This window comes from Pseudomonas sp. Irchel 3E13 (assembly GCF_900187455.1).
Classification (GTDB): Bacteria; Pseudomonadota; Gammaproteobacteria; order Pseudomonadales; family Pseudomonadaceae; genus Aquipseudomonas.
In genome coordinates this window covers 364,635-387,431 of sequence record NZ_FYDX01000002.1, presented here as the reverse complement: position 1 = coordinate 387,431, position 22,797 = coordinate 364,635, and the positions used below count along the sequence as shown (strand labels likewise).

The 22,797-nt window shown below is 63.0% G+C and carries 24 protein-coding genes; 17 read left to right on the top strand and 7 right to left on the bottom strand.

Annotated features, from left to right (window positions below):
• Positions 1–11 precede the first annotated feature (11 nt).
• Entirely contained in the window at positions 12–572 is a 561-nt protein-coding gene (locus CKW37_RS04310; protein WP_095154204.1) for an NUDIX hydrolase, read from the bottom strand.
• A 130-nt stretch (positions 573–702) separates the two neighbouring features.
• Here CKW37_RS04310 and CKW37_RS04305 point away from each other — a divergent pair, with 130 nt between their 5' ends.
• From CKW37_RS04305 to purT, 5 genes are all read left to right on the top strand, one after another.
• A complete protein-coding gene (locus CKW37_RS04305; RefSeq protein ID WP_095154203.1) occupies positions 703–1,302 on the top strand; it encodes a CoA pyrophosphatase in 600 nt (199 codons plus the stop codon).
• 41 nt (positions 1,303–1,343) lie between these two features.
• A complete protein-coding gene (locus CKW37_RS04300) occupies positions 1,344–1,868 on the top strand; it encodes a gamma carbonic anhydrase family protein (protein WP_095154202.1) in 525 nt (174 codons plus the stop codon).
• Positions 1,868–2,080: a DUF1289 domain-containing protein gene (locus CKW37_RS04295; RefSeq protein ID WP_095154201.1), complete on the top strand. Its 213-nt coding sequence runs from the start codon at positions 1,868–1,870 to the stop codon at positions 2,078–2,080. Before CKW37_RS04300 ends, CKW37_RS04295 begins: the two co-directional genes overlap by 1 nt.
• Positions 2,081–2,144: 64 nt before the next feature.
• Complete coding sequence (locus CKW37_RS04290) at positions 2,145–2,612, top strand: VUT family protein (RefSeq protein WP_095154200.1); 468 nt, start codon at positions 2,145–2,147, stop codon at positions 2,610–2,612.
• 94 nt (positions 2,613–2,706) lie between these two features.
• Positions 2,707–3,888, top strand: a complete 1,182-nt coding sequence (gene purT / locus CKW37_RS04285; RefSeq protein WP_095154199.1) for a formate-dependent phosphoribosylglycinamide formyltransferase — start codon at positions 2,707–2,709, stop codon at positions 3,886–3,888.
• Between the two features lie 45 nt (positions 3,889–3,933).
• On the opposite strand, the gene CKW37_RS04280 is transcribed toward purT, so the two are convergent.
• From CKW37_RS04280 to CKW37_RS04270, 3 genes are all read right to left on the bottom strand, one after another.
• Positions 3,934–5,241 carry an MFS transporter gene (locus CKW37_RS04280; RefSeq protein ID WP_095154198.1) on the bottom strand — a complete coding sequence of 436 codons (1,308 nt, stop codon included), beginning with the start codon at positions 5,239–5,241 and terminating at the stop codon, positions 3,934–3,936.
• A 303-nt stretch (positions 5,242–5,544) separates the two neighbouring features.
• On the bottom strand, positions 5,545–6,774 hold the full coding sequence (locus CKW37_RS04275; protein WP_095154197.1) for a transporter associated domain-containing protein: 1,230 nt from the start codon (positions 6,772–6,774) through the stop codon (positions 5,545–5,547).
• 10 nt (positions 6,775–6,784) lie between these two features.
• Positions 6,785–7,597 (bottom strand): cytochrome c biogenesis protein CcsA, encoded by an 813-nt coding sequence (locus CKW37_RS04270; protein WP_095154196.1) that lies wholly within the window; start codon positions 7,595–7,597, stop codon positions 6,785–6,787.
• A 197-nt stretch (positions 7,598–7,794) separates the two neighbouring features.
• On the opposite strand from CKW37_RS04270, the gene ffh reads away from it, so the two are divergent.
• From ffh to CKW37_RS04240, 6 genes are all read left to right on the top strand, one after another.
• The gene (gene ffh / locus CKW37_RS04265; RefSeq protein WP_095154195.1) at positions 7,795–9,171 is read left to right on the top strand and encodes a signal recognition particle protein; all 1,377 of its coding nucleotides are present in this window, start codon (positions 7,795–7,797) and stop codon (positions 9,169–9,171) included.
• Between the two features lie 238 nt (positions 9,172–9,409).
• A complete protein-coding gene (rpsP, locus tag CKW37_RS04260) occupies positions 9,410–9,661 on the top strand; it encodes a 30S ribosomal protein S16 (RefSeq protein WP_095154194.1) in 252 nt (83 codons plus the stop codon).
• 5 nt (positions 9,662–9,666) lie between these two features.
• A complete protein-coding gene (rimM, locus tag CKW37_RS04255) occupies positions 9,667–10,203 on the top strand; it encodes a ribosome maturation factor RimM (protein WP_095154193.1) in 537 nt (178 codons plus the stop codon).
• 3 nt (positions 10,204–10,206) lie between these two features.
• Entirely contained in the window at positions 10,207–10,959 is a 753-nt protein-coding gene (gene trmD, locus CKW37_RS04250) for a tRNA (guanosine(37)-N1)-methyltransferase TrmD (RefSeq protein ID WP_095154192.1), read from the top strand.
• Positions 10,960–11,001: 42 nt separating this feature from the next.
• Positions 11,002–11,352, top strand: coding sequence for a 50S ribosomal protein L19 (gene rplS / locus CKW37_RS04245; protein WP_095154191.1), 351 nt, complete (start codon positions 11,002–11,004; stop codon positions 11,350–11,352).
• A 194-nt stretch (positions 11,353–11,546) separates the two neighbouring features.
• Entirely contained in the window at positions 11,547–11,954 is a 408-nt protein-coding gene (locus tag CKW37_RS04240; protein WP_095154190.1) for an acyl-CoA thioesterase, read from the top strand.
• 9 nt (positions 11,955–11,963) lie between these two features.
• Here the strand turns inward: CKW37_RS04240 and CKW37_RS04235 are convergent, their stop codons facing one another.
• Entirely contained in the window at positions 11,964–13,769 is a 1,806-nt protein-coding gene (locus tag CKW37_RS04235) for a sodium:proton antiporter (protein ID WP_095154189.1), read from the bottom strand.
• A gap of 77 nt (positions 13,770–13,846) precedes the next feature.
• Between CKW37_RS04235 and xerD the strand changes: the two genes are divergently transcribed.
• The 6 genes from xerD to CKW37_RS04205 all read left to right on the top strand — a co-directional run bounded on the left by xerD (position 13,847) and on the right by CKW37_RS04205 (position 20,473).
• Positions 13,847–14,743: a site-specific tyrosine recombinase XerD gene (gene xerD / locus CKW37_RS04230; RefSeq protein ID WP_095154188.1), complete on the top strand. Its 897-nt coding sequence runs from the start codon at positions 13,847–13,849 to the stop codon at positions 14,741–14,743.
• 176 nt (positions 14,744–14,919) lie between these two features.
• Positions 14,920–15,645, top strand: coding sequence for a bifunctional protein-disulfide isomerase/oxidoreductase DsbC (gene dsbC / locus CKW37_RS04225; protein WP_095154187.1), 726 nt, complete (start codon positions 14,920–14,922; stop codon positions 15,643–15,645).
• 82 nt (positions 15,646–15,727) lie between these two features.
• The gene (locus CKW37_RS04220) at positions 15,728–17,032 is read left to right on the top strand and encodes a homoserine dehydrogenase (RefSeq protein ID WP_095154186.1); all 1,305 of its coding nucleotides are present in this window, start codon (positions 15,728–15,730) and stop codon (positions 17,030–17,032) included.
• Between the two features lie 95 nt (positions 17,033–17,127).
• A complete protein-coding gene (gene thrC, locus CKW37_RS04215; RefSeq protein WP_095154185.1) occupies positions 17,128–18,537 on the top strand; it encodes a threonine synthase in 1,410 nt (469 codons plus the stop codon).
• 275 nt (positions 18,538–18,812) lie between these two features.
• Positions 18,813–20,024, top strand: coding sequence for an EAL domain-containing protein (locus CKW37_RS04210; RefSeq protein WP_095154184.1), 1,212 nt, complete (start codon positions 18,813–18,815; stop codon positions 20,022–20,024).
• A gap of 164 nt (positions 20,025–20,188) precedes the next feature.
• On the top strand, positions 20,189–20,473 hold the full coding sequence (locus CKW37_RS04205; protein ID WP_095154359.1) for a DUF3509 domain-containing protein: 285 nt from the start codon (positions 20,189–20,191) through the stop codon (positions 20,471–20,473).
• Between the two features lie 149 nt (positions 20,474–20,622).
• On the opposite strand, the gene CKW37_RS04200 is transcribed toward CKW37_RS04205, so the two are convergent.
• Both CKW37_RS04200 and CKW37_RS04195 read right to left on the bottom strand, forming a co-directional pair.
• Positions 20,623–21,471 carry a TIGR02285 family protein gene (locus tag CKW37_RS04200; RefSeq protein ID WP_256587684.1) on the bottom strand — a complete coding sequence of 283 codons (849 nt, stop codon included), beginning with the start codon at positions 21,469–21,471 and terminating at the stop codon, positions 20,623–20,625.
• A gap of 23 nt (positions 21,472–21,494) precedes the next feature.
• Positions 21,495–22,694, bottom strand: coding sequence for a CaiB/BaiF CoA-transferase family protein (locus CKW37_RS04195; RefSeq protein ID WP_095154182.1), 1,200 nt, complete (start codon positions 22,692–22,694; stop codon positions 21,495–21,497).
• Positions 22,695–22,797: the final 103 nt, after the last annotated feature.

Here is a 22,797-nt window from a genome sequence, read left to right as displayed (position 1 = left end):
TAATCGCGGTTTTACGAATCGGACTTGGGTGGCGGGGCGAACGACGCTGACAGGCTCTCGGTGTGAACCGGGTAGTGCTGCCTTTCGCGGTCCCGATAGTAGCATTCTAGTGTGACGCGGATCGTCCTGAAAGCCAGCTCGTCCCACGGAATCTCGTTTTCTTCGAACAGGCGCACTTCCAGGCTTTCCTCGCCGATGTCGAAGTCCAGGTCAGCCAGTTCGGCGCGGAAAAACACGTGTACCTGGTTGATGTGCGGCAGGTCGTACAGGTGATACAGGGTCATCTCGCCCAGGCGCGCGCAGGCTTCTTCGACGGTTTCGCGGCGGGCGGCCTGTTCCATGGTCTCGCCGTTTTCCATGAAGCCGGCGGGCAGGGTCCAGTAGCCGCGGCGCGGCTCGATGGCGCGACGGCACAGCAGCACCTTGCTGCCATGGTTCGGCAGCACGCCGGCGACGATATTGGGATTCTGGTAGTGGATGGTCTGGCAGTGGTCGCAGACATAACGCAAGCGGGAGTCGCCTTCGGGTATGCGCTGGGTGACCGCTTTGCCGCACGCGCTGCAGTATTTCATGCTTATCTTCCTGGGAGGTGCGCTATCTTCGCGCCGCGGTCCCGCGCCCCGCAAGTGCGATCGTCGCCGGGGGTTGGGCGTGGCGCGGCTTTGGTGCATGATGCAGAACGTTACTGGAATGAGAGAGACCATGCTGGACGAGCTACTTCGCCGTGTGAGCAGTCACACCCCGGGCACCCTGGAAACCGATCGACGTTTTCCTGAGGCCGCGGTGCTGCTACCGATCACCCGTAGTGAAGAGCCCGAGCTGGTACTGACCTTGCGCGCCAAGGGCCTCTCGACCCACGGCGGTGAAGTGGCTTTCCCAGGTGGACGCCGCGACCCGGAAGACCCCGACCTGATCTTCACCGCCCTGCGCGAAGCCGAGGAAGAAATCGGCCTGCCACCCGGCCTGGTGGAGGTGATTGGTCCATTGACCCCGCTGGTCTCGTTGCACGGACTGAAAGTCACGCCTTTCGTCGGGCTGATTCCCGATTACGTCGAGTACCGCCCCAACGATGCCGAGATCGCCGCAGTGTTCAGCGTGCCGCTGGAGTTCTTCCGCCAGGACCCGCGCGATCACACCCACCGCATCGATTATCAGGGCCGCAGTTGGTACGTCCCCAGCTACCGCTTCGGCGAGTACAAGATCTGGGGCCTGTCGGCGATCATGATCGTCGAACTGGTCAACCTGCTCTACGATGCGCGCATCAGCCTGCACCATCCGCCTGAACGCTTCACCCCACTCTGAGCGGGATCACCCGCCGCGAACCCCACCGTGAGGAACCACGCATGAAATACCGTCTGGGCGACTTTCGGGTCGAAACCCATCCACAAAGCTGGGTGGCGCCCAATGCCACGCTGATCGGCAAGGTACGCCTGCAGGCGGGCGCTAATGTCTGGTTCAACGCGGTCCTGCGTGGCGACAACGAACTGATCGACATCGGCGAGAACAGCAACGTCCAGGACGGCACGGTGATGCACACCGACATGGGCTCGCCGCTGACCATCGGCAAGGGCGTGACCATCGGCCACAACGCCATGCTCCACGGCTGTTCGGTGGACGACTACAGTCTGATCGGTATCAACGCGGTGATCCTCAACGGTGCGCGGATCGGCAAGCACTGCATCATCGGCGCCAATGCGCTGATCCCCGAAGGCAAGGAAATCCCCGACGGTTCGCTGGTGATGGGCTCGCCGGGCAAGGTGGTGCGCGAACTGACCGAGGCACAGAAGAAGATGCTGGAAGCCAGCGCCGCCCATTACGTGCACAACGCCCAGCGTTATGCCCGCGACCTGGCGCCGCAGGAGGATTGATGAGCACCGCTGAAAGGCCCGTGGCCTCACCTTGCGTCAGCATTTGCGCGCTGGACGAACAAGACATCTGCACCGGCTGCCAGCGCACCGCCGCTGAAATCACCCGCTGGGGCCGCATGGACAACACCGAGCGCCGGCAGGTGCTGCGCCTCTGTCACGAGCGCGCCGTGGCCGCCGGCCTGGTCTTCGCCCAACCCCGCGCGGCGAACTGATTCCCGGGGCTTGGCCGCACGCGGGCTGTGAAGTACCCTGTGCGGCTTGCTACCGGTGCCCCCAATGTTCTTTCTCATCGCCTATATCAGCAGCGTGGTGCTCATCAACTACGCCTTCTCCAGTGCGCCGCACCTGGACGTGATCTGGTCCGCCTGGGGCGGATTGGTGTTCGTCCTGCGCGACATGGTGCAGACCCGCTTCGGCCACGGCGCGCTGGTCGCCATGCTGGCGGCGCTGGTGCTGTCCTATGTCACCTCCGACCCGACCATCGCCCTGGCCAGCGCCACCGCGTTCGCGGTGTCCGAGCTGATCGACTGGGTAGTGTTCAGCATCACCAAGCGCCCGCTGCATGACCGCCTGTGGATCAGTTCCGCGCTGAGCATTCCGCTCGACACCTTCATCTTCTTCGGCATGATCGGCGCCCTGACGCCGGCCGTGGTCGGTACTGCCCTGGCGTCGAAATTCGCCGGCGTCACCGCGGTGTGGCTGGCCATGGCCTGGCGGGTGCGGAAAAACGCCATCGCCGGCTGAGCCGCGACGGCGTTCAACCATGTAAAATGTGCCCCTTTCGCTGGCCCGCACCGTGCTGGGGCGGCCATGGATTCCTTCCCTTTGAGGACCTGAGATGACCCGTATCGGAACCCCATTGTCGCCCACCGCGACCCGTGTACTGCTCTGTGGCTGTGGCGAGCTGGGCAAGGAAGTGGTGATCGAGCTGCAACGCCTGGGCGTCGAAGTGATCGCCGTGGACCGTTACGCCAATGCCCCGGCCATGCAGGTGGCGCATCGCAGCCACGTGATCAACATGCTCGACGGCGCCGCCCTGCGTGCGGTCATCGAGGCCGAGAAACCGCACTACATCGTCCCGGAAATCGAAGCCATCGCCACCGCGACCCTGGTCGAGCTGGAAGCCGAAGGCTTCACCGTAGTGCCGACCGCCCGCGCCGCGCAACTGACCATGAACCGCGAAGGCATCCGTCGCCTGGCGGCTGAAGAGCTGGACCTGCCCACCTCGCCTTACCACTTCGCCGACACCTTCGAGGACTACAGCAAGGCCGCCCTGGACCTGGGCTTCCCGTGTGTGGTCAAGCCGGTGATGAGTTCGTCGGGCAAGGGCCAGAGCCTGCTGAAAAGCGCCGACGACCTGCAGAAAGCCTGGGACTACGCCCAGGAAGGCGGCCGTGCCGGCAAGGGCCGGGTGATCATCGAAGGCTTCATCGATTTCGACTACGAAATCACCCTGCTGACTGTTCGTCATGTTGGCGGCACCACCTTCCTGGCACCTGTCGGTCACCGTCAGGAGAAAGGCGACTACCAGGAATCCTGGCAGCCACAGGCCATGAGCCCGGTGGCGCTGGCCGAGTCCGAGCGGGTGGCCAAGGCGGTCACCGAGGCGCTGGGCGGTCGCGGCCTGTTCGGCGTCGAACTGTTCGTCAAGGGCGATCAGGTGTGGTTCAGCGAAGTCTCGCCGCGCCCGCATGACACCGGCCTGGTGACCCTGATTTCCCAGGACCTGTCGCAGTTCGCCCTGCACGCCCGGGCAATTCTCGGCCTGCCGATCCCGTCGGTCCGTCAGTTCGGTCCGTCGGCGTCCGCGGTCATCCTGGTGGAAGGTCAGTCGCAGCAGACCGCTTTCGACAACCTCGGCGCCGCCCTGGCCGAGCCTGATACCGCGCTGCGTCTGTTCGGCAAGCCGGAAGTCAACGGCCAGCGCCGCATGGGCGTGTGCCTGGCGCGCGACGAGTCGATCGAGGCCGCCCGGGCCAAGGCGACCCGCGCTTCGCAAGCAGTCAACGTCGAGCTGTAAGGCTGTAGACGCGGGGCGGGCCGCCTGGCTCGCCCCGCGTTGTCGTTACAACTCCGTGTGCTGTGTTTCCTTCAGGCACAGCACGGCGATCAGGCTCAGCAGGGCCGCGGCCGACACATACCCGCCCACCCAGCTCAATCCCCCCATGGCCACCAGCTTCTGTGCGAAGAACGGTGCTGCCGAGGCGCCGACGATTCCGCCCAGGTTGTAAGCCGCCGACGCGCCGGTGTAGCGCACGTGGGTCGGGAACAGCTCGGGCAACAGCGCGCCCATTGGTGCGAATGTAACCCCCATCAGGAACAGCTCGATCGCCAGGAACAACGCCACGCCGGCGGTGGACCCGGACGTCAGCAACGGCTCCATGGCAAAGCCCGAGGCGATCGCCATCAGCGCGCCGATCACCAGCACCGGCTTGCGCCCGTAACGGTCGCTGAGCCAGGCCGACAGCGGCGTGGCCAGGGCCATGAACAGCACCGCGAAGCACAGCAGGCCGAGGAAGGTTTCCCGGGTGTAGCCCAGCGTCGACACGCCGTAGCTCAGCGAAAACACCGTCGAGATGTAGAACAGCGCATAGCACACCACCATCGCCCCGGCCCCCAGCAGCACCGGCAGCCAGTATTGGGCGAACAGCTCGACCACCGGCAGCTTCACGCGCTGGTGGCTGGCCATCGCTTTGGCGAACACCGGGGTTTCCTCCAGCTTCAACCGAACGTACAGGCCGACGATCACCAGCGCCGCGCTGAGCAGGAACGGGATGCGCCAGCCCCAGGCGCGGAAGTCTTCGTCGCTCAGCAGCATCGCCAGCGCCAGGAACAGGCCGTTGGCGGCGAGGAAACCAATGGACGGGCCGAGTTGCGGGAACATGCCGAACCAGGCGCGCTTGCCCTTGGGCGCGTTCTCGGTGGCCAACAGCGCCGCGCCGCCCCATTCGCCGCCCAGGCCCAGGCCCTGGCCGAAACGCAGGACGCAGAGCAGGACCGGCGCCCAGTTGCCGATGCTGTCATGTCCCGGCAGGACGCCGATCAGCGTGGTGCACACCCCCATCAGCAGCAGCGAGGCAACCAGGGTGGACTTGCGTCCGATGCGGTCGCCGAAGTGGCCGAACAGCGCCGAGCCCAGTGGCCGCGCGAGGAAGGCGATACCGAAGGTGAGAAACGCCGACAGCATCTGCGCGGTGCCGGAGGTCTGCGGGAAGAACACCGGTCCGATCACCAGCGCGGCGGCGGTGGCGTAGACATAGAAATCGTAGAACTCGATGGCCGTGCCGATGAAGCTGGCCGTGGCGACGCGGGCCGGCGAATTGCCGGACGGCGCGGTGTCGGCCTCATTGTTGTAGGTGCTGCTGGTGGTCATGCAAGGTCCCCTGACAGTCGAAGGCTTCCTGGGCGGCCGCGCACGGGCGACGGCGCTGCGTCGGAGCATTTTTTTGGTATGGGTCGCGCGGCCGAGCATAGCCCTGGGGGGATGGGGGCGGGCGCGGGCACTGTTCGGGGTGTGAAGCGGTGCCGGTAAAGCGCGCGATGCAGGCGGTGCGGACTGGCCGGAAAGCGCCGGGAGCGGGTAGCGGGCGCGACGGCAGGGCTGGGTAAGCGTGGGTCGAGTATAGCCAGATTCGATACGAAATGTGTCTATGTCAGGCGTTGCGGGCGTAACGAATCAGGCGGCGGGCTGGCGGGCGACGGTCCAGACCAGGATCCGGCTGGCGCAGTTGTCTTCGGTTTCGAGGATTTCCAGGCGGTAGCGGCCGATCTTCAGGCACACCGCGCTGGCCGGGATGCTTTCCAGCGCCTCGGTGACCAACCCGTTGAGGGTCTTCGGCCCGTCGCTGGGCAGGTGCCAGCCAAGGCTGCGGTTGAGCTCGCGGATCGCCACGTTGCCTTCGATCACGTAACGGCCATCCCCTTGCGGGTGGATATGCGGGTTGTCGAGGTCGTCCTGTTCTTCGAACTCGCCGACGATTTCTTCGAGGATGTCTTCCAGGGTGACGATGCCCTCCACCTCGCCGTACTCGTCGACAACGATGCCCATCCGCCGCTGTTGCTTGTGGAAATTGAGCAACTGCAGTTGCAGCGGGGTGCTTTCCGGGACGAAGTAGGGCTCGTAGCAGGCGGCCAGCAGGGTTTCGTGGGTCAGTTCGGCCTTGGGCAGCAGGTGGGCGATATGCCGCGTGTTGAGCACCGCCTGGACCTGGTTGATGTCGTTGTGGAATACCGGCAGTCGCGTGTGTTTGCAGGTGTTCAATTGCGCGATGATCTGCTCGATCGAATCGTCCAGGTTGATCCCGTCGACTTCGCTGCGCGGCACCAGGATGTGGTTGACAGTGACCCTCTCCAGCGCCTTCAGGCTGGTGGGGAGACTGCTGTGGGAGGGGTTTTCCTCCGAGGCGTCGCTATCGTCCGGCTCGCTGTCGGCATTCTGTTCATGCTGGTTGACCATGCTCGGCCGCACTGAAAAAGGCCGCAGGATCAGGCGCGCGATGCAGTCCAGCAACCAGGCCAGCGGCTGCAGCAGGCGCAGCGGAAGGCGCAGGACGATGCCCAGGCCGATAAAGGCTTCCGGGTTGCGTCGGGCCAGTTGCCGCGGCAGGTACTCTGCGCAGACCAGCAGCAGGATGGCCGCTGCCAGGCAGCCCAGCCAGAAACCGGTCTCGCCCTGGCAGCGCAGGCCGGTCAGGCCGGCGAGGGCCAGCACCAGCAGCTTGCCGAGGGTGGCGCCGAAGATCAGCGCCTGGGGCGGGAGGTCAGAGGTGTCGCGGGCGCCGCCATTGCCGTTGCGCCGGTTGCCCGCCAGTTGCACGCGGGCGGCGTCGACCGCGGTGAACAGTGCCGACCACAGCAAGGCCAGGGCCAGAAGCCCGAGCAGCGGAGCCAACGGCAAGGTGTCCATAGTTCGCCCGTCAGATATGCAGAATGAATTCGCGTACCAGCTTGCTGCCGAAATACGCCAGCATCAGCAGGCAGAACCCGGCGAGGGTCCAGCGGATCGCCTTGTGTCCGCGCCAGCCGAGGCGGGTGCGGCCCCACAGCAGCACGCTGAACACGATCCAGGCGACGCAGGCCAGCAAGGTCTTGTGGACCAGATGCTGGGCGAACAGGTTGTCGAGGAACAACCAGCCGGAGATCAGCGACAGCGAGAGCAGGCCCCAGCCGGCCCAGAGGAAGCCGAACAGCAGGCTTTCCATGGTTTGCAGCGGCGGGAAATTGCGGATCAGCCCGGACGGATGCTTGTGCTTGAGCTGGTGGTCCTGCATCAGCAGCAACAGCGACTGGAACACCGCGATGGTGAACAGGCCGTAGGCGAGGATCGACAGCAGGATATGCGCGAGGATGCCGGGCTCTTCGTTGATCAGCGGAACCGTGCCCGACGGCGCGAATTGCGCGATCAGGGCCGTCAGCAGGCCCAGTGGGAACAGCAACAGAAGCAGGTTCTCCACCGGACTGCGCAGGCAGGCGAGCAGGGTGATGGCAATGACTGCGGTGGCGATCAGGCTGGCGGCGCTGAAGAAGTCCAGGCTCAGTCCCAAGGGCGTGAGCAGTTGCCAGTACAGCGCGGCGCCTTGGGCGACGACCGCCAGGCCTCCCAGCAGGCCGAGCAGCCGTTTGTCGGCCTTGACGCCCCGGGCCAGGCCGGTGCCTTGGAGGATGATCGCGGCGGCGTAGAGGCAGGCGGCGATCAGGTTGGGTAGCAAGCTGGGTGACAAGGGGAGCATAAGTCCTGTTAGGCAAGCCCGAAAGCCGATGAGTTTGGCATAGAACCCGGCCCCCTAGGAAGACTGTGCGCCGACGGTATGGTGTGCGCTGGCGCGAGTCTTCGTTATAATCGCCGCCCTGCCCCTGCCCAAGGCCGGCCGAATGCGCCTGGGGCGGCTGATAAACCTCGGTTCTACAAGAGCCCGAAAGGATCCCCATGTTTGAAAACCTGACCGATCGTCTGTCACAGACGCTGCGCCATGTCACCGGCAAGGCCAAGCTGAACGAAGACAACATCAAAGACACCCTGCGCGAAGTGCGCATGGCGTTGCTCGAAGCCGACGTCGCCTTGCCGGTGGTGAAGGACTTCGTCAACAAGGTCAAGGAACGTGCGGTCGGGACCGAGGTTTCGCGCAGCCTGACGCCGGGCCAGGCGTTCGTGAAGATCGTCCAGGCCGAACTCGAAGAATTGATGGGCGCGGCCAACGAAGACCTGAGTCTGAATGCCGCACCGCCCGCCGTGGTACTGATGGCCGGCCTGCAGGGCGCGGGCAAGACCACCACCGCCGGCAAGCTCGCGCGCTTCCTTAAAGAGCGCAAGAAGAAGACCGTCATGGTCGTTTCGGCCGACGTCTACCGTCCGGCGGCGATCAAGCAACTGGAAACCCTGGCCAACGATATCGGCGTGACCTTCTTCCCGTCGGACATCAGCCAGAAGCCGGTGGCCATCGCCGAAGCGGCGATCCGCGAAGCCAAGCTGAAATTCATCGACGTGGTTATCGTCGATACCGCCGGTCGTCTGCACATCGACGCCGAGATGATGGCCGAGATCAAGGACCTGCACGCCGCGGTCAAACCGATCGAAACGCTGTTCGTGGTCGACGCCATGACCGGCCAGGACGCCGCCAACACCGCCAAGGCGTTCGGCGATGCCCTGCCGCTGACCGGTGTGGTGCTGACCAAGGTCGACGGTGATGCCCGTGGCGGTGCCGCGCTGTCGGTGCGCGCGATCACCGGCAAGCCGATCAAGTTCATCGGTATGGGTGAGAAGACTGAAGCGCTCGAGCCGTTCCACCCTGACCGTATCGCCTCGCGGATCCTCGGCATGGGCGACGTGCTCAGCCTGATCGAGCAGGCCGAGCAGACGCTCGACAAGGAAAAGGCCGACAAACTCGCCAAGAAGCTGAAAAAGGGCAAGGGCTTCGACCTCGAAGACTTCCGCGACCAGCTCCTGCAAATGAAGAACATGGGCGGCCTCGGCGGCCTGATGGACAAGCTGCCGAGCATCGGTGGGGTCAACCTGGCGCAGATGGGCAACGCCCAGGGCGCAGCCGAGAAGCAGTTCAAGCAGATGGAAGCGATCATCAACTCCATGACCCCGGCCGAGCGCCGTGACCCTGACCTGATCAGCGGTTCGCGCAAACGCCGTATCGCCATGGGTTCCGGCACCCAGGTGCAGGACATTGGCCGCCTGATCAAGCAGCACAAGCAAATGCAGAAGATGATGAAGAAGTTTTCTGCCAAGGGCGGCATGGCCAAAATGATGCGCGGCCTGGGCGGCATGATGCCTGGCGGCGGCATGCCCAAGATGTAAACCCGATTCAAGTCGTTGGCGTGTAGATGTGCCAGCGACTGAAATCCCGCCTCGGCGGGACCATTGCTGCCTTTTATATAAGGCAGTGCAAACCGCAGATCAGCAGGCAGGCCTTTTACCTCGTGTAAAAAGGCATTTGCAAATACCCGTGTATTCCTTGAGAATATGCGGCCTTTCGGGCACCCGTGTGCCCGCTGTGCATTATGATTTGCAGCACCGACTACAGGAACGATGTTCAATGCTAACCATCCGTCTTGCCCGTGGCGGCTCCAAAAAGCGCCCATTTTACACCCTGACCGTGACCGACTCGCGTAACGCTGTTACCGGTTCGCACATTGAGCAGGTTGGTTTCTTCAACCCTATCGCTCGTGGCCAGGAAGTTCGTCTGTCCGTTAAGGAAGACCGCGTTGCTCATTGGCTGAGCGTTGGCGCACAGCCTTCTGAGCGCGTTGCCAAGCTGTTGAAGGACGCTGCCAAGGCTGCCGCCTGAGCAATATGAACGCGACGCCAAAAAACGCTGATGACTTGATCGTTGTCGGCAAGATTTTTTCGGTTCACGGCGTTCGCGGCGAGGTGAAGGTCTATTCCTTTACCGATCCGATCGAAAACCTGCTGGATTTCCCCAACTGGACGCTTCGGCGCGAAGGTGTGGTCAAGCAGGTAGAGCTGGTCTCGGGCCGATCCACTCAAAAGGATCTGGTCGCCAAGCTCAAAGGGCTCGACGATCGTGATGAAGCTCGTCTTCTGAGCGGTTATGAGATTTGTATCTCTCGCAGCCTTTTGCCCAACCTGACCGACGGCGATTACTACTGGTATCAGCTCGTGGGTCTGAGTGTCATCAACCAGGACGGACATCTGTTCGGCAAGGTTGATCACCTGTTGGAGACCGGTGCGAACGATGTAATGGTGGTCAAGCCCTGCGCTGGCAGCCTGGATGATCGTGAACGGCTATTGCCCTATACAGAGCAATGCGTGTTGGCAATCGACCTGGCGGCAGGCGAAATGAGGGTGGAATGGGACGCGGACTTCTAAGCAATGGCTAGCCTGCGCGTAGACGTCATCACGCTGTTTCCCGAGATGTTCTCGGCCATCAGTGAGTACGGCATTACCAGCCGAGCGGTGAAACAGGGGTTGTTGCAACTGACCTGCTGGAACCCGCGGGACTACACCACGGATCGTCACCACACGGTAGATGATCGGCCTTTTGGTGGTGGTCCGGGCATGGTGATGAAGATCAAGCCTCTGGAAGACGCCCTGGTCGAGGCCAGGCAGGCAACCGGAGGAGCGGCGAAGGTGATCTACCTGTCGCCACAAGGCCGCAAGCTGACTCAGTCGGCGGTCAAGGACCTGGCGAAGCATGAATCGTTGATTCTGATAGCCGGTCGTTATGAAGGCATTGACGAGCGCTTTATTGAGGCTCATGTCGATGAAGAGTGGTCGATTGGTGACTACGTATTGTCTGGCGGTGAGCTGCCGGCAATGGTCCTGGTTGATGCGGTTACACGGCTGCTGCCCGGAGCTTTAGGGCATGCGGACTCGGCGGAGGAGGATTCCTTCACCGACGGTCTGCTTGATTGCCCGCACTACACCCGTCCGGAGGTGTATGCGGATCAGCGTGTTCCCGACGTGTTGCTCAGTGGCAACCATGCACACATCCGGCGTTGGCGTTTACAGCAGTCCCTTGGGCGGACCTATGAACGACGCGTCGATCTTCTGGAAAGTCGCTCACTTTCTGGAGAAGAGAAGAAGCTGCTCGAGGAGTACCTCCGCGAGCGGGACGATAGTTAACGTATCGATGGTAGATCCGACGATTTACCTTAGGAGCACAAGATGACCAACAAAATCATTCAGCAGATCGAAGCTGAACAGATGAGCAAAGAAATCCCGGCCTTCGCCCCGGGCGACACCATCGTCGTTCAGGTGAAAGTGAAGGAAGGTGACCGCTCCCGTCTGCAGGCTTTCGAAGGCGTTGTAATCGCCAAGCGCAACCGTGGTCTGAACAGCGCTTTCACCGTTCGCAAAATCTCCAACGGTGTTGGCGTTGAGCGTACTTTCCAGACCTACAGCCCGCAAATCGACAGCCTGGCCGTGAAACGTCGTGGTGACGTGCGTAAAGCCAAGCTGTACTACCTGCGTGACCTGTCCGGTAAAGCAGCTCGCATCAAGGAAAAACTGGCTTAAGTCCAGTCCGACCTTTGCGAAAGAAAGGGCAGCCTCCGGGCTGCCCTTTTTGTTTTTCAGCGCTGTGAGCTTCAAGCCGCAAGATGTTTGTCGGTTAAATATGGTGGGGCCCTTCGCGAGCAAGCTCGCTCCTACAGTGCACCCCAACCTTATGGCTTGCAGCGTGCAACTGCATTCTTTGTTCAAGTGATCCCATGACCCCCAGAGACCAGGAAATCGAACGCCGCACCGAGCTGTCGGTCACCCGCGTGACCAAGGCGGTATTCCCCTCCACGACCAACCACCACAACACCCTGTTCGGCGGCACCGCGCTGGCCTGGATGGACGAAGTGTCGTTCATTGCCGCGACGCGCTTCTGCCGTCTGCCACTGGTAACCGTGTCCACTGACCGCATCGACTTCAAGCACCCGATCGCCGCGGGTTCCATCGTCGAGCTGGTGGGTCGGGTCGTTAAAGTCGGCAACACCAGCCTCAAGGTGGAAGTCGAAGTGTTTGTTGAAAGCATGAGCTGCGACAGCCGCGAGAAAGCCATTCACGGCCTGTTCAGTTTTGTCGCCATCGACGAGGACAAGCGTCCGGTTCCGGTATTGCCCGGGTTCTGATCGCAGTGCTCAACGGCTTTCATCCTGTCTAATCAGCGCCAGCACCGTCCACCCCGGCCCGGGCTTGAGCGGGCTGTCCGGGCCGAGCACATGCACCCAGCCATTGGCGTCCCGGGCAAACAGCAAGGTCGCCCGCTCACCATGCAGCGCCCGATAGGCGTCCCAGTCGAAGGCTTCGGTCAGGTGTGTGCTGTACAGCTCGGCGCCGTGGTGCAGTTGATTGGCCAGTTGTACATAGGTCAGTGGCGGATTTCCTAGCACATGCCCGCGGTGTTCATCGCTGGCCCGGTGCTTGTCGCTGCGACTGACCTCCAGGCCGCTGGCCAACGAAAACAGCCGGGTATGGCCGAAGTCGTGACGAAAGCGCATGCAGGCCAGCGCATTCAACTCGCCTGCGGGAGAAAGCCCGAGCAGATGGCCCAGGCCGACCAGATCCAGGTGCGCATCCGCATGCTGCGAGGCCGGATTGCCAAAGTAAGTCGCCAGCCCTTCCATGCGCGCCGCGCGGATGTTCTCCCAACTGGAGTCGGTCAGCAGCACCCGGCAATCCATCTGTTGCAAGGCTTTGCCAATCGCCCGTGCGGGCGGGTTGGCGCCGACGATAAGAAAGCCGCTGGGCGCGGGCTCCGCGACTTTCAGCAGGCGGGCCAGCGGCCGCGCTGTTGCGCTCTGCAGCACCACCGTGCCGATGATTACGGCGAAGGTCAGCGGCACCAGCAGCAAGGCGCCCTCGTGACCGGCCTCGTTCAGGCGAATCGCAAAGATCGCCGAGACCGCCGCCGCGACGATCCCCCGCGGTGCGATCCAGGCCAGCAGCGCCCGTTCGCGCCAGTTCAGCGGCGAGCGCCAGGTTGAGAGCGCGACGTTCAGGGGGCGGGCGATCAACTGGATCACCAGCAGCAGCGCCAGCACCGACGGGCCGAGGCCGAGGAGGGCGGTCAGGTCCAGGCGCGCGGCGAGCAGAATGAACAGCCCGGAGATCAGCAGCACGCTGAGGTTTTCCTTGAAGTGCAGGATCTGCCGGACGTCGACGCCTTTCATGTTGGCCAGCCACATGCCCATCAGGGTCACCGCCAGCAGTCCCGATTCGTGCATCACCTGGTTGGCGGCGATGAAGATCCCCAGCACCGCCGCCAGCGACGCCAGGTTGTGCAGGTATTCCGGCAACCATTGCTCACGCATCACCTGGCCCAGCAACCAGCCGCCGGCGGCACCGAACGCGCTGCCGCAGAGAATGACTCCGGCGAAGGTTCGCAGGCTCTGGCTCAGGCCGTCATCCGCGGCACTGGCGATGATGAAGCTGTAGACCACCACGGCCAGCAGCGCGCCGATCGGGTCGATGACGATGCCTTCCCAGCGCAGGATGTTGGCGATCGTCGCCTTGGGTCGCACCACCCGCAGCATCGGCACGATCACCGTGGGGCCGGTAACCAGCGTCAGGGTGCCGAACAGCACCGCCAACGGCCAGTCGAAACCCAGCAGCCAGTGCGTTGCGACGGCAATCACCACCCAGGTGACCAGCGCGCCGACGGTCACCATGCGCTGCACAACGCTGCCGATGTCGCGCCATTGCGACAGGTGCAGGGTCAGGCTGCCTTCGAACAGGATCAGCGCCACCGCCAGCGACACCAGTGGCATCAGCAGCGGGCCGAACATTTCCTGCGGATCAAGCCAGCCCAGCACGGGGCCGGCGAGAATGCCGCTGAGCAGCAGAAACAGGATGGCCGGGAGCTTCAGGCGCCAGGCCAGCCACTGGCAGCCCAGTGCCGCCGCACCAATGCCGCCAAACGCGAGCAGAATCTGTTGTTCGTTCATTCGGACTCCCTATCCCGGCATGGTTATGGAAGACTAGCGGCACTTCGGCGTTTTCATCGCCCCGTCTCCGAGTTTTCATGCCTGCTATCGACCACCCCCTGATTGACCAGTTTCTTGATGCCCTGTGGCTGGAAAAAGGCCTGTCGGACAACACCCGAACGTCCTATCGCAGCGACCTGGCGCTGTTCAACGGCTGGTTGCAGGAAAAGGGCATTGCATTGCCCGATGCCGGCCGCGAACTGATCCTCGATCACCTCGGCTGGCGCCTGGATCACGCCTACAAGCCGCGCTCCACGGCGCGTTTTCTTTCCGGCCTGCGCGGTTTCTACCGCTACCTGCTGCGGGAAAAACTGATTGCCGTCGACCCGACCCTGCAGATCGATATGCCGCAGCTCGGCCGGCCATTGCCCAAATCGCTCTCCGAGGCTGACGTCGAAGCCCTGCTACGGGCGCCGGACCTGAGCGAAGACATCGGCCAGCGTGACCGCGCCATGCTCGAAGTGCTGTATGCCTGTGGTTTGCGGGTTACCGAACTGGTCAGCCTGACCCTCGACCAGATCAACCTGCGCCAGGGCGTGTTGCGGGTCATGGGCAAGGGCAGCAAAGAGCGGTTGGTGCCGATGGGCGAGGAGGCGGTGGTCTGGCTGGAGCGCTACCTGCGTGACGGTCGCAACGGCCTGCTCAACGGTCGCCCCAGCGACGTGGTGTTTCCCAGCCAGCGTGGTGAGCAGATGACCCGCCAGACCTTCTGGCACCGTATCAAGCACCACGCCCAGGTCGCCGGGATCGGCAAGGCACTGTCGCCCCACACCCTTCGCCACGCCTTCGCCACTCATCTGCTCAACCACGGCGCCGACCTGCGCGTGGTGCAGATGCTGCTGGGCCACAGCGACCTGTCGACCACCCAGATCTATACTCACGTAGCCAGAGCGAGGCTGCAGGAACTGCATGCTCGGCACCATCCCAGGGGTTAGCGAACGAATCGGCCGCGGCCGCTTCGTTTGTCTGCGCATTCGAGCGGTCAAGGTGCCCGTCGCAGGGCGATGAATATGGTAGTCTTCCGGGGTTTACGTCTTGGGCCGGCCAATCCCCCGTGTTTTCCATCCGGGCGTCCCCCTCCCGGCCCCTTGTACGCTTTCAGGAGCTCCAAATGCGCATGATCAAGATTGTTGCCGCCGCCGCGCTGGCGCTGGCCAGTTCGTTCGTCCTGGCTGACGAGCAGGCGATCCGCAAAACCCTGCAGTCGCTGGAGTCGGAAGTCCCGGTCGACAGCATCGCCGCCAGTCCGCTCAATGGCCTGTACGAAGTCAAACTCAAGGGCGGGCGTGTGCTGTACGCCAGCGCCGACGGCCAGTTCCTGGTCCAGGGCTATCTGTTTCAGGTGCAGGACGGCAAGCCGGTCAACCTGACTGAAAAGACCGAGCGTCAGGCCATCGCCAAGACGATCAATGCCATTCCAGGCGCGGAAATGGTGGTTTATCCTGCCATTGGCCCGGCCAAGTCGCACATCACGGTGTTCACCGACACCACCTGCCCGTACTGCCACAAACTGCACGCCGAAGTGCCTGAGCTGAACAAGCTCGGTATCGAAGTGCGCTATGTCGCCTTCCCGCGCCAGGGCCTCGGCTCGCCGGGTGACGAGCAGTTGCAGGCGGTCTGGTGCTCCAAGGACCGCAAGGGTGCGCTGGACAAGATGATCGACGGCAAGGAAATCAAGGCCGCCAAGTGCGAGAACCCGGTCAGCAAGCAGTTCACCATGGGCCAGTCCATCGGTGTCAACGGCACGCCAGCCATCGTGCTGGAAGATGGCCAGGTGATCCCGGGCTACCAGCCGGCCCCGCAAGTGGCCAAGCTGGCCTTGGCCGTCGCCAAGTAATTCAATCAGTGAGCCGCCACCATGGGGAGGCGGCTTTTTTCACGATCGGTTCCACACCGGTCGTTCAATGGGGAGTTTCACAGTGAAACCGGTCAAAGTAGGCATCTGTGGGTTAGGGACCGTCGGTGGCGGAACCTTCAACGTACTTCAGCGAAACGCCGAGGAGATTGCCCGCCGCGCCGGGCGTGGAATTGAAGTGGCACAGATTGCCATGCGTTCGCCCAACCCGAACTGCCAGATTACCGGTACCCCCATTACCGCTGATGTGTTCGAAGTCGCGAGCAACCCCGAGATCGATATCGTCATTGAACTTATCGGTGGCTATACCGTGGCCCGCGAGCTGGTGCTCAAGGCCATCGACAACGGCAAGCACGTGGTCACCGCGAACAAGGCGCTGATCGCCGTGCACGGCAACGAGATCTTCGCCCGCGCCCGCGAAAAAGGCGTGATTGTCGCCTTCGAAGCCGCCGTGGCCGGCGGCATCCCGGTGATCAAGGCGATCCGTGAAGGCCTCTCGGCCAACCGTATCAACTGGGTCGCCGGCATCATCAACGGCACCGGCAACTTCATCCTCACCGAAATGCGCGAGAAGGGTCGCACCTTCCCGGACGTGCTGGCCGAAGCCCAGGCGCTGGGTTATGCCGAAGCGGACCCGACCTTCGACGTCGAAGGCATCGATGCTGCGCACAAGCTGACCATCCTCGCTTCCATCGCTTTCGGCATCCCGCTGCAGTTCGACAAGGCCTACACCGAAGGCATCACTCAGCTCACCACTGCTGACGTGAACTACGCCGAGGCCCTGGGCTACCGCATCAAGCACCTGGGCGTGGCGCGCAGCACTGCCGCCGGTATCGAACTGCGTGTGCACCCGACGCTGATCCCGGCTGACCGCCTGATCGCCAACGTCAATGGCGTGATGAACGCTGTGATGGTCAACGGCGACGCCGCGGGTTCGACCCTGTTCTACGGCGCTGGCGCCGGCATGGAACCCACTGCTTCCTCGGTCGTCGCCGACCTGGTGGACGTGGTCCGTGCCATGACCGCCGACCCGGAAAACCGCGTTCCGCACCTGGCCTTCCAGCCGGATTCGCTGTCGGCCCACCCGATCCTGCCGATCGACGCCTGCGAAAGCGCCTACTACCTGCGCATCCAGGCCAAGGACCATCCGGGCGTACTGGCCCAGGTGGCAAGCATCCTCTCCGAGCGCGGGATCAACATCGAGTCGATCATGCAGAAGGAAGTCGAGGAACAGGACGGCCTGGTGCCGATGATCCTGCTGGTCCACAAGGTCCAGGAGAAACGCATGAACGACGCCATCGCGGCGCTGGAAGCCCTCCAGGACGTGATCGGCAAGGTCGTGCGGATCCGCGTCGAACAGCTCAACTAACGTCTAGCTGCAAGTTACAAGCTGCAAGAAGGTGCACCGCCGCTCTCTTGCAGCTTCACGCTTGAAGCTTGCAGCTCAAAGAAAGGTTTGCCCTCATGCGCTATATCAGTACCCGTGGCCAGGCTCCTGCCCTGAATTTCGAAGACGTGCTGCTGGCCGGTCTTGCCAGCGATGGCGGTCTTTATGTGCCGGAAAACCTGCCGCGTTTCACCCAGGAAGAGATCGCTTCCTGGGCCGGCCTGCCATACCACGAGCTGGCGTTCCGGGTGATGCGCCCGTTCGTCACCGGCAGCATCGCCGACGCCGATTTCAAGAAGATTCTCGAAGAAACCTACGGTGAGTTCGCTCACGCCGCGGTCGCACCGCTGCGTCAACTGAACAGCAACGAATGGGTGCTGGAGCTGTTCCACGGCCCAACCCTGGCGTTCAAGGACTTCGCCCTGCAACTGCTCGGTCGTCTGCTGGACCACGTGCTGGTCAAGCGCGGCGAGCGCGTCGTGATCATCGGTGCTACCAGTGGTGATACCGGTTCCGCGGCCATCGAAGGCTGCCGCCGTTGCGACAACGTCGATATCTTCATCCTGCATCCGCACCAGCGCGTGTCGGAAGTGCAGCGTCGCCAGATGACCACCATCTTCGGCGAGAACATCCACAACATCGCCATCGAAGGCAACTTCGATGACTGCCAGGAAATGGTCAAGGCCAGCTTCGCCGATCAGGACTTCCTCAAGGGCACTCGCCTGGTAGCGGTCAACTCGATCAACTGGGCGCGGATCATGGCCCAGATCGTCTACTACTTCCACGCGGCCCTGCAGTTGGGCGGCCCGGCGCGTTCCGTGGCGTTCTCGGTGCCGACCGGCAACTTCGGCGACATCTTCGCCGGCTACCTGGCGCGCAACATGGGCCTGCCGATCAGCCAACTGATCGTCGCGACCAACCGCAACGACATCCTGCACCGCTTCATGAGCGGCAACCAGTACGTCAAGGAAACCCTGCACGCGACCCTGTCGCCGTCGATGGACATCATGGTGTCGTCGAACTTCGAGCGCCTGCTGTTCGACCTGCACGGTCGTAACGGCGCGGCTATCGCCGAGCTGATGGCCAACTTCAAGCAGGGTGGCGGCTTCAGCGTCGAAGAAGACCGTTGGGTCGAAGCCCGCAAGCTGTTCGATTCCCTGGCCGTCGATGACGCGCAGACCTGCGAAACCATCGCCGAAGTCTTCGCCCAGACGGGCGAGATCCTCGATCCGCACACCGCGATCGGCGTCAAGGCCGGCCGCGAGTGCCGTCGCAGCCTGGATACGCCGATGGTGGTGCTGGGCACCGCGCACCCGGTCAAATTCCCGGAAGCGGTGGAGAAGGCCGGCATCGGCAAGGAACTGGAACTGCCAGCCCACCTGACCGACCTGTTCTCCCGTGAAGAGCGGTGCACGGTCCTGGCCAACGACCTGAGCCAGGTTCAGGCTTTCGTCAGCAAGCACGGCAACCGCGGCAAACCGCTCTGATCGGACACCGGAAAAGAAAAAGCCCGTCGAGTGACGGGCTTTTTCTTTTCCGGCTGCAAGCTGCGAGCTACAAGAAAGAGCAGGTATCGCGCAGGTCGGTTTGTTCTTGCAGCGTGACACTTGAAGCTTGCAACTGCGTTTCAGGCCGGTTCGTCGGCGGCGGTTGGAAATGGAGCGCTAAATTTGGGATTTTTCCTATAGGGCCGCCGTTCTGTTTTCCCTAGAGTTGCGACTTTGTGCCGCCGCACGAGCCTGCAACCTGCGGAGAAACGTTGATGCACTCGCTCAAGGTCCTGATCCTCGAAGACCATCCCTTTCAACTCATGGCATTGCACCAGATGCTCAACGCCAACGGCGTGTTCGACGTCCTGGCCGCCGAGTCGGTGGAGTGCGCGAAGCAGATGCTGGCCCGCCGTGGGCCGGTGGATATCGCCATCTGCGACCTGTACATGGAAGGTGCCGACGGTTTGGCGTTGATCCGGCACCTGGCGGAAAACGCGCTGGCTGACGCGTTGATCGTCCTCAGTGATGCCGAGCCCGCGCTGCTCGACAGCATTGGCGAGCTGTCCCGGCAGCTTGGTCTGCAACTGCTGGGCTGCGTGCGCAAGCCGGCCAGTTGCGCCACGCTGCACCGCCTGCTGTCGCAGTACTGCGAAGACGCACACGTGCCACAACAGGCGGGCGTACCGCCGCATATCCTCGAACTGACTCGCCTGTCTCCCGAGCAGCTGGCCTTGTCCCGCGCGCAGTGGCGGGTTCGTTACCAGCCGATGATCTGCGCCGCGGGTGCGCTGGTTGGCGTCGAAGCGAGCGTGCGCTGGCAGCACCCGACCCTTGGTCTGTTGGCACCGGGCCAGTTCTTTACCGTGCCCAATGGGGTCGGGCTGCTCGACGTGCTGACCTGGCATGTGCTCGAACATGCACTGGCTTTCAGTTCGGTGACCTGCCTTGGCGGTGGTCAGCCTCTGCCGGTGACGGTGGAACTGCCACCCACGTTGTTGCCGGATGCCGGCTTCGTCGCACGGTTGGCGCAACTGCTGGTGACGCTGGAACTGCCTGCCAGCGTGCTCACGCTGACGTTGAAGGAGGGCCACTGTGGCCTGCTCGACGGCGAGCAATGGGCGGTCTTGCGTCAGCTCGGTTGTCGTCTTGCACTGGAATGTTCAGGCAGCGCCGCCGGCCATCTGCCGCAACTGTTTGCGCTGCCCCTGAGTGAATTGAAGTTGCCTGCCGAGCTGCTGCGCGGCCTGGCCGCTGACGGCAAGAAGTCGGGCGCGGTGGCGACGGCGTTGATCCTGGCGCGGCGCCTGGCGTTGGACGTGGTGGTGCAGGGCGTGGAGACCTTCAACGATTGGCGGGCCCTGAACCATGTAGGAAAGCCGCGGGTGCAAGGTGGTTTTGTCGCGAGGCCGATGGGCGAAGAAGAGTTGTTGAAGTGGATGAGTGCCCATGAGCCGGCGGCGCTGGCACGAAACGGTGCGGCTTGAGCTGGCTACTGGCTTTCTGATATTAATCAGGGGTGCAGATTGAATCTGTCATGTTCCGTGGGCATTCTCGCTGAACGTGTAGCGAAGTGACCTGGCCGAACTTTCCCGCCGCTCACAGGGTCAGTTAAAGACCCTTTGTCCTAACGAGGTGAATAGTGAACAAGATGGAATCTGTCAGCTTGTTGCTCAACGAAGCATTCGCACCTTATCTGGTCACGCTGGCGCCCCAGGGGACTACCGATTTTGCCTTGTCGCTGAGCGACGAGTCCGGCCTGGAAGTGTTGCAGCGCACGGTCAGGGCCAGCCAGTTGCAGGATCAGCGTCTGCTGGTGGACTTGGTGGACGGTCTGCAACGCGATCTGCGCATTGCCGAAGGACGTTTGCAGCCCTGTGTGATCGCGGCCTGGCAACACGCCCGACAGGATAGGAATTTATCGGCTACCTTGTAGGAACCTTTCCTTAGCAACGTAATCAGACCTTATACAGGCAGCCAGATGGCATTTTGCTCCGATGCTTTCTGACTGTCATACACGAGGCCCAAGGGCCTTCGTTTAACCCCGAGCGGCCTCCCCACCGTCCGGGGTTTCTTTTTGCCTGTTTATGGCGCGTCATCGTCGAAAAAGCGTTCGGCATCCTTCATGTAGCTTTCGCGCATTTGCGGGTCGAGCCACTGGCCATAGAGCGGCGGCAGGGTTTCCTTGCGCAGCTCCAGCAGCAACTGGTTGATGTGGGTAACGGCTTCGTGACCCAGCGGCGTATCGGAACAGCCGACGTGGATGAACTGGTACTGCGTCACGCCCTGGATCGGGTAGAACACCAGATCGTCCAATGACTGGCCCAGTTCAAGGCTCAGATAACGCACCTCTGGCCAGTAGGCCAGCAGCCATTTCAGCCGCCCCAGATGCTGCATCTGCAGAAGGCTTCTGACCGCGTCGGTGCCGTAATGTGGCGTCAGGTTTTCCGCGGGCGTGGTCTTCAGCACGCTGTCGATCGGTGTGCTGTAGCTGCGTTCGGCGACCATGCCGAGCCGGGCCGGCGGGTTGGCCAGCAGGGCCTTGAGGTCGACGGCATGATTGACCAGGAAAGAATCTACCAGCGCCTGATCCTGCTTGCGCACCACCAGGCCGTTGCTCAGGGTGCCCATGCTCGGCACCGAAAAATGGATGAAGCGCGCACGTTCGGGCGTCCAGAGCAGCGTCGGGTCGCAATTGAAACCGCCCTCCTGGAGCATCTGCAAGGCTCGGGCACGGTTGACCCGCTGGATGCTGTGGTCGTACTCGGGCATGCGCTCGATCAGCATCGCCAGCATCTGATCCACCGCGCCCTGGCTTTTGCGCGAACCCTCGAAAATCGTCAGCGGCGGCAAATCACGCAGCAGCCAGATCAGCCGTTCCTTCGCCCACGCTGCGCCCGGCGCGGCCAGCAGCGCGCCGAGCAGGACGCCCAGGCCGAGTCGACGCAGCGCCCCGGTCAGATGGCACCCTGTTCACGAAGATTGGCGATGGCCGCTGCGGTGTAGCCCAGGTCACCCAGCACCTGTTCGGTGTGTTCGCCGAGTTTGGGTCCGACCCATTCGGTGGAGCCCGGCGTGTCGGAGAGCTTGGGCACGATGCCGGGCATCTTGAACGGCTTGCCGTCCGGGAGCTTGGCCTGGAGGAACATCTCGCGGGCGAGGTATTGCGGGTCGCTGAACATGTCTTCGGCGGAATAGATGCGGCTGGCCGGCACTTCGGCGGTGGTGAGTGTCTGCATCAGGGTGTCCAGCGGCACGCTGTTGGCCCAGCGGTCGATCACGCCATACAGCTCGTCGCGGCGAAGGTCGCGGCCGTCGTTGCTGGCCAGGGTCGGGTCGTCGGCGAGGTCGGGGCGACCGATCGCCAGCATGAAGCGCTTGAAGATGGCGTCGCCGTTGGCGCCGATCTGCACGTGCTTGCCGTCGGCGCTGGTGTGGATGGAAGAGGGCGTGATGCCGGGCATGATGTTGCCGGTGCGCTCGCGGATGAAACCGAACACGTCGAATTCCGGGACCATGCTTTCCATCATGGCGAAGATCGCTTCGTACAGCGCCACGTCCACCACTTGGCCTTCGCCACCGTTCACCTCGCGGTGGCGCAGCGCCATGAGCGCGCCGATCACACCCCACAGGGCGGCAATGGAATCACCGATGGAAATCCCGGTGCGCACGGGCGGGCGGTCTTCGAAGCCGGTGATGTAGCGCAGCCCGCCCATGGATTCGCCTACCGCGCCGAAGCCCGGCTGGTCTTTCATCGGCCCGGTCTGGCCGAAGCCGGACAGGCGCACCATCACCAGTTTCGGGTTCAGCGCCTTGAGCACGTCCCAGCCCAGGCCGAGCTTTTCCAGCACGCCGGGGCGGAAGTTCTCGATGAGGATGTCGGCATCGGCCAGCAGGCGCTTGAGGATCGCCAGGCCGTCGGGATGCTTGAGGTTGAGGGTCAGCGACTGCTTGTTGCGCGCCTGGACGAACCACCACAGCGAGGTGCCCTCGTAGAGCTTGCGCCACTTGCGCAGCGGGTCGCCGCCGTCGGGTGACTCGACCTTGACCACCTGGGCGCCGAATTCGGCACAGATCCGCGAGGCGAACGGTCCGGCAATCAGGGTTCCGAGTTCGACGACCTTGAGGCCGGCAAGAGGTTTGCTGGGCAGCGACATAAGACATCCGTGGCGGTGGGCAAGGCGCTCGTTTTTATCACAGGGCGAAAGGCTCAGATACTGTTGTAGCTCATGATTGTGGGTTCGCTTAGTTGATAGCCGT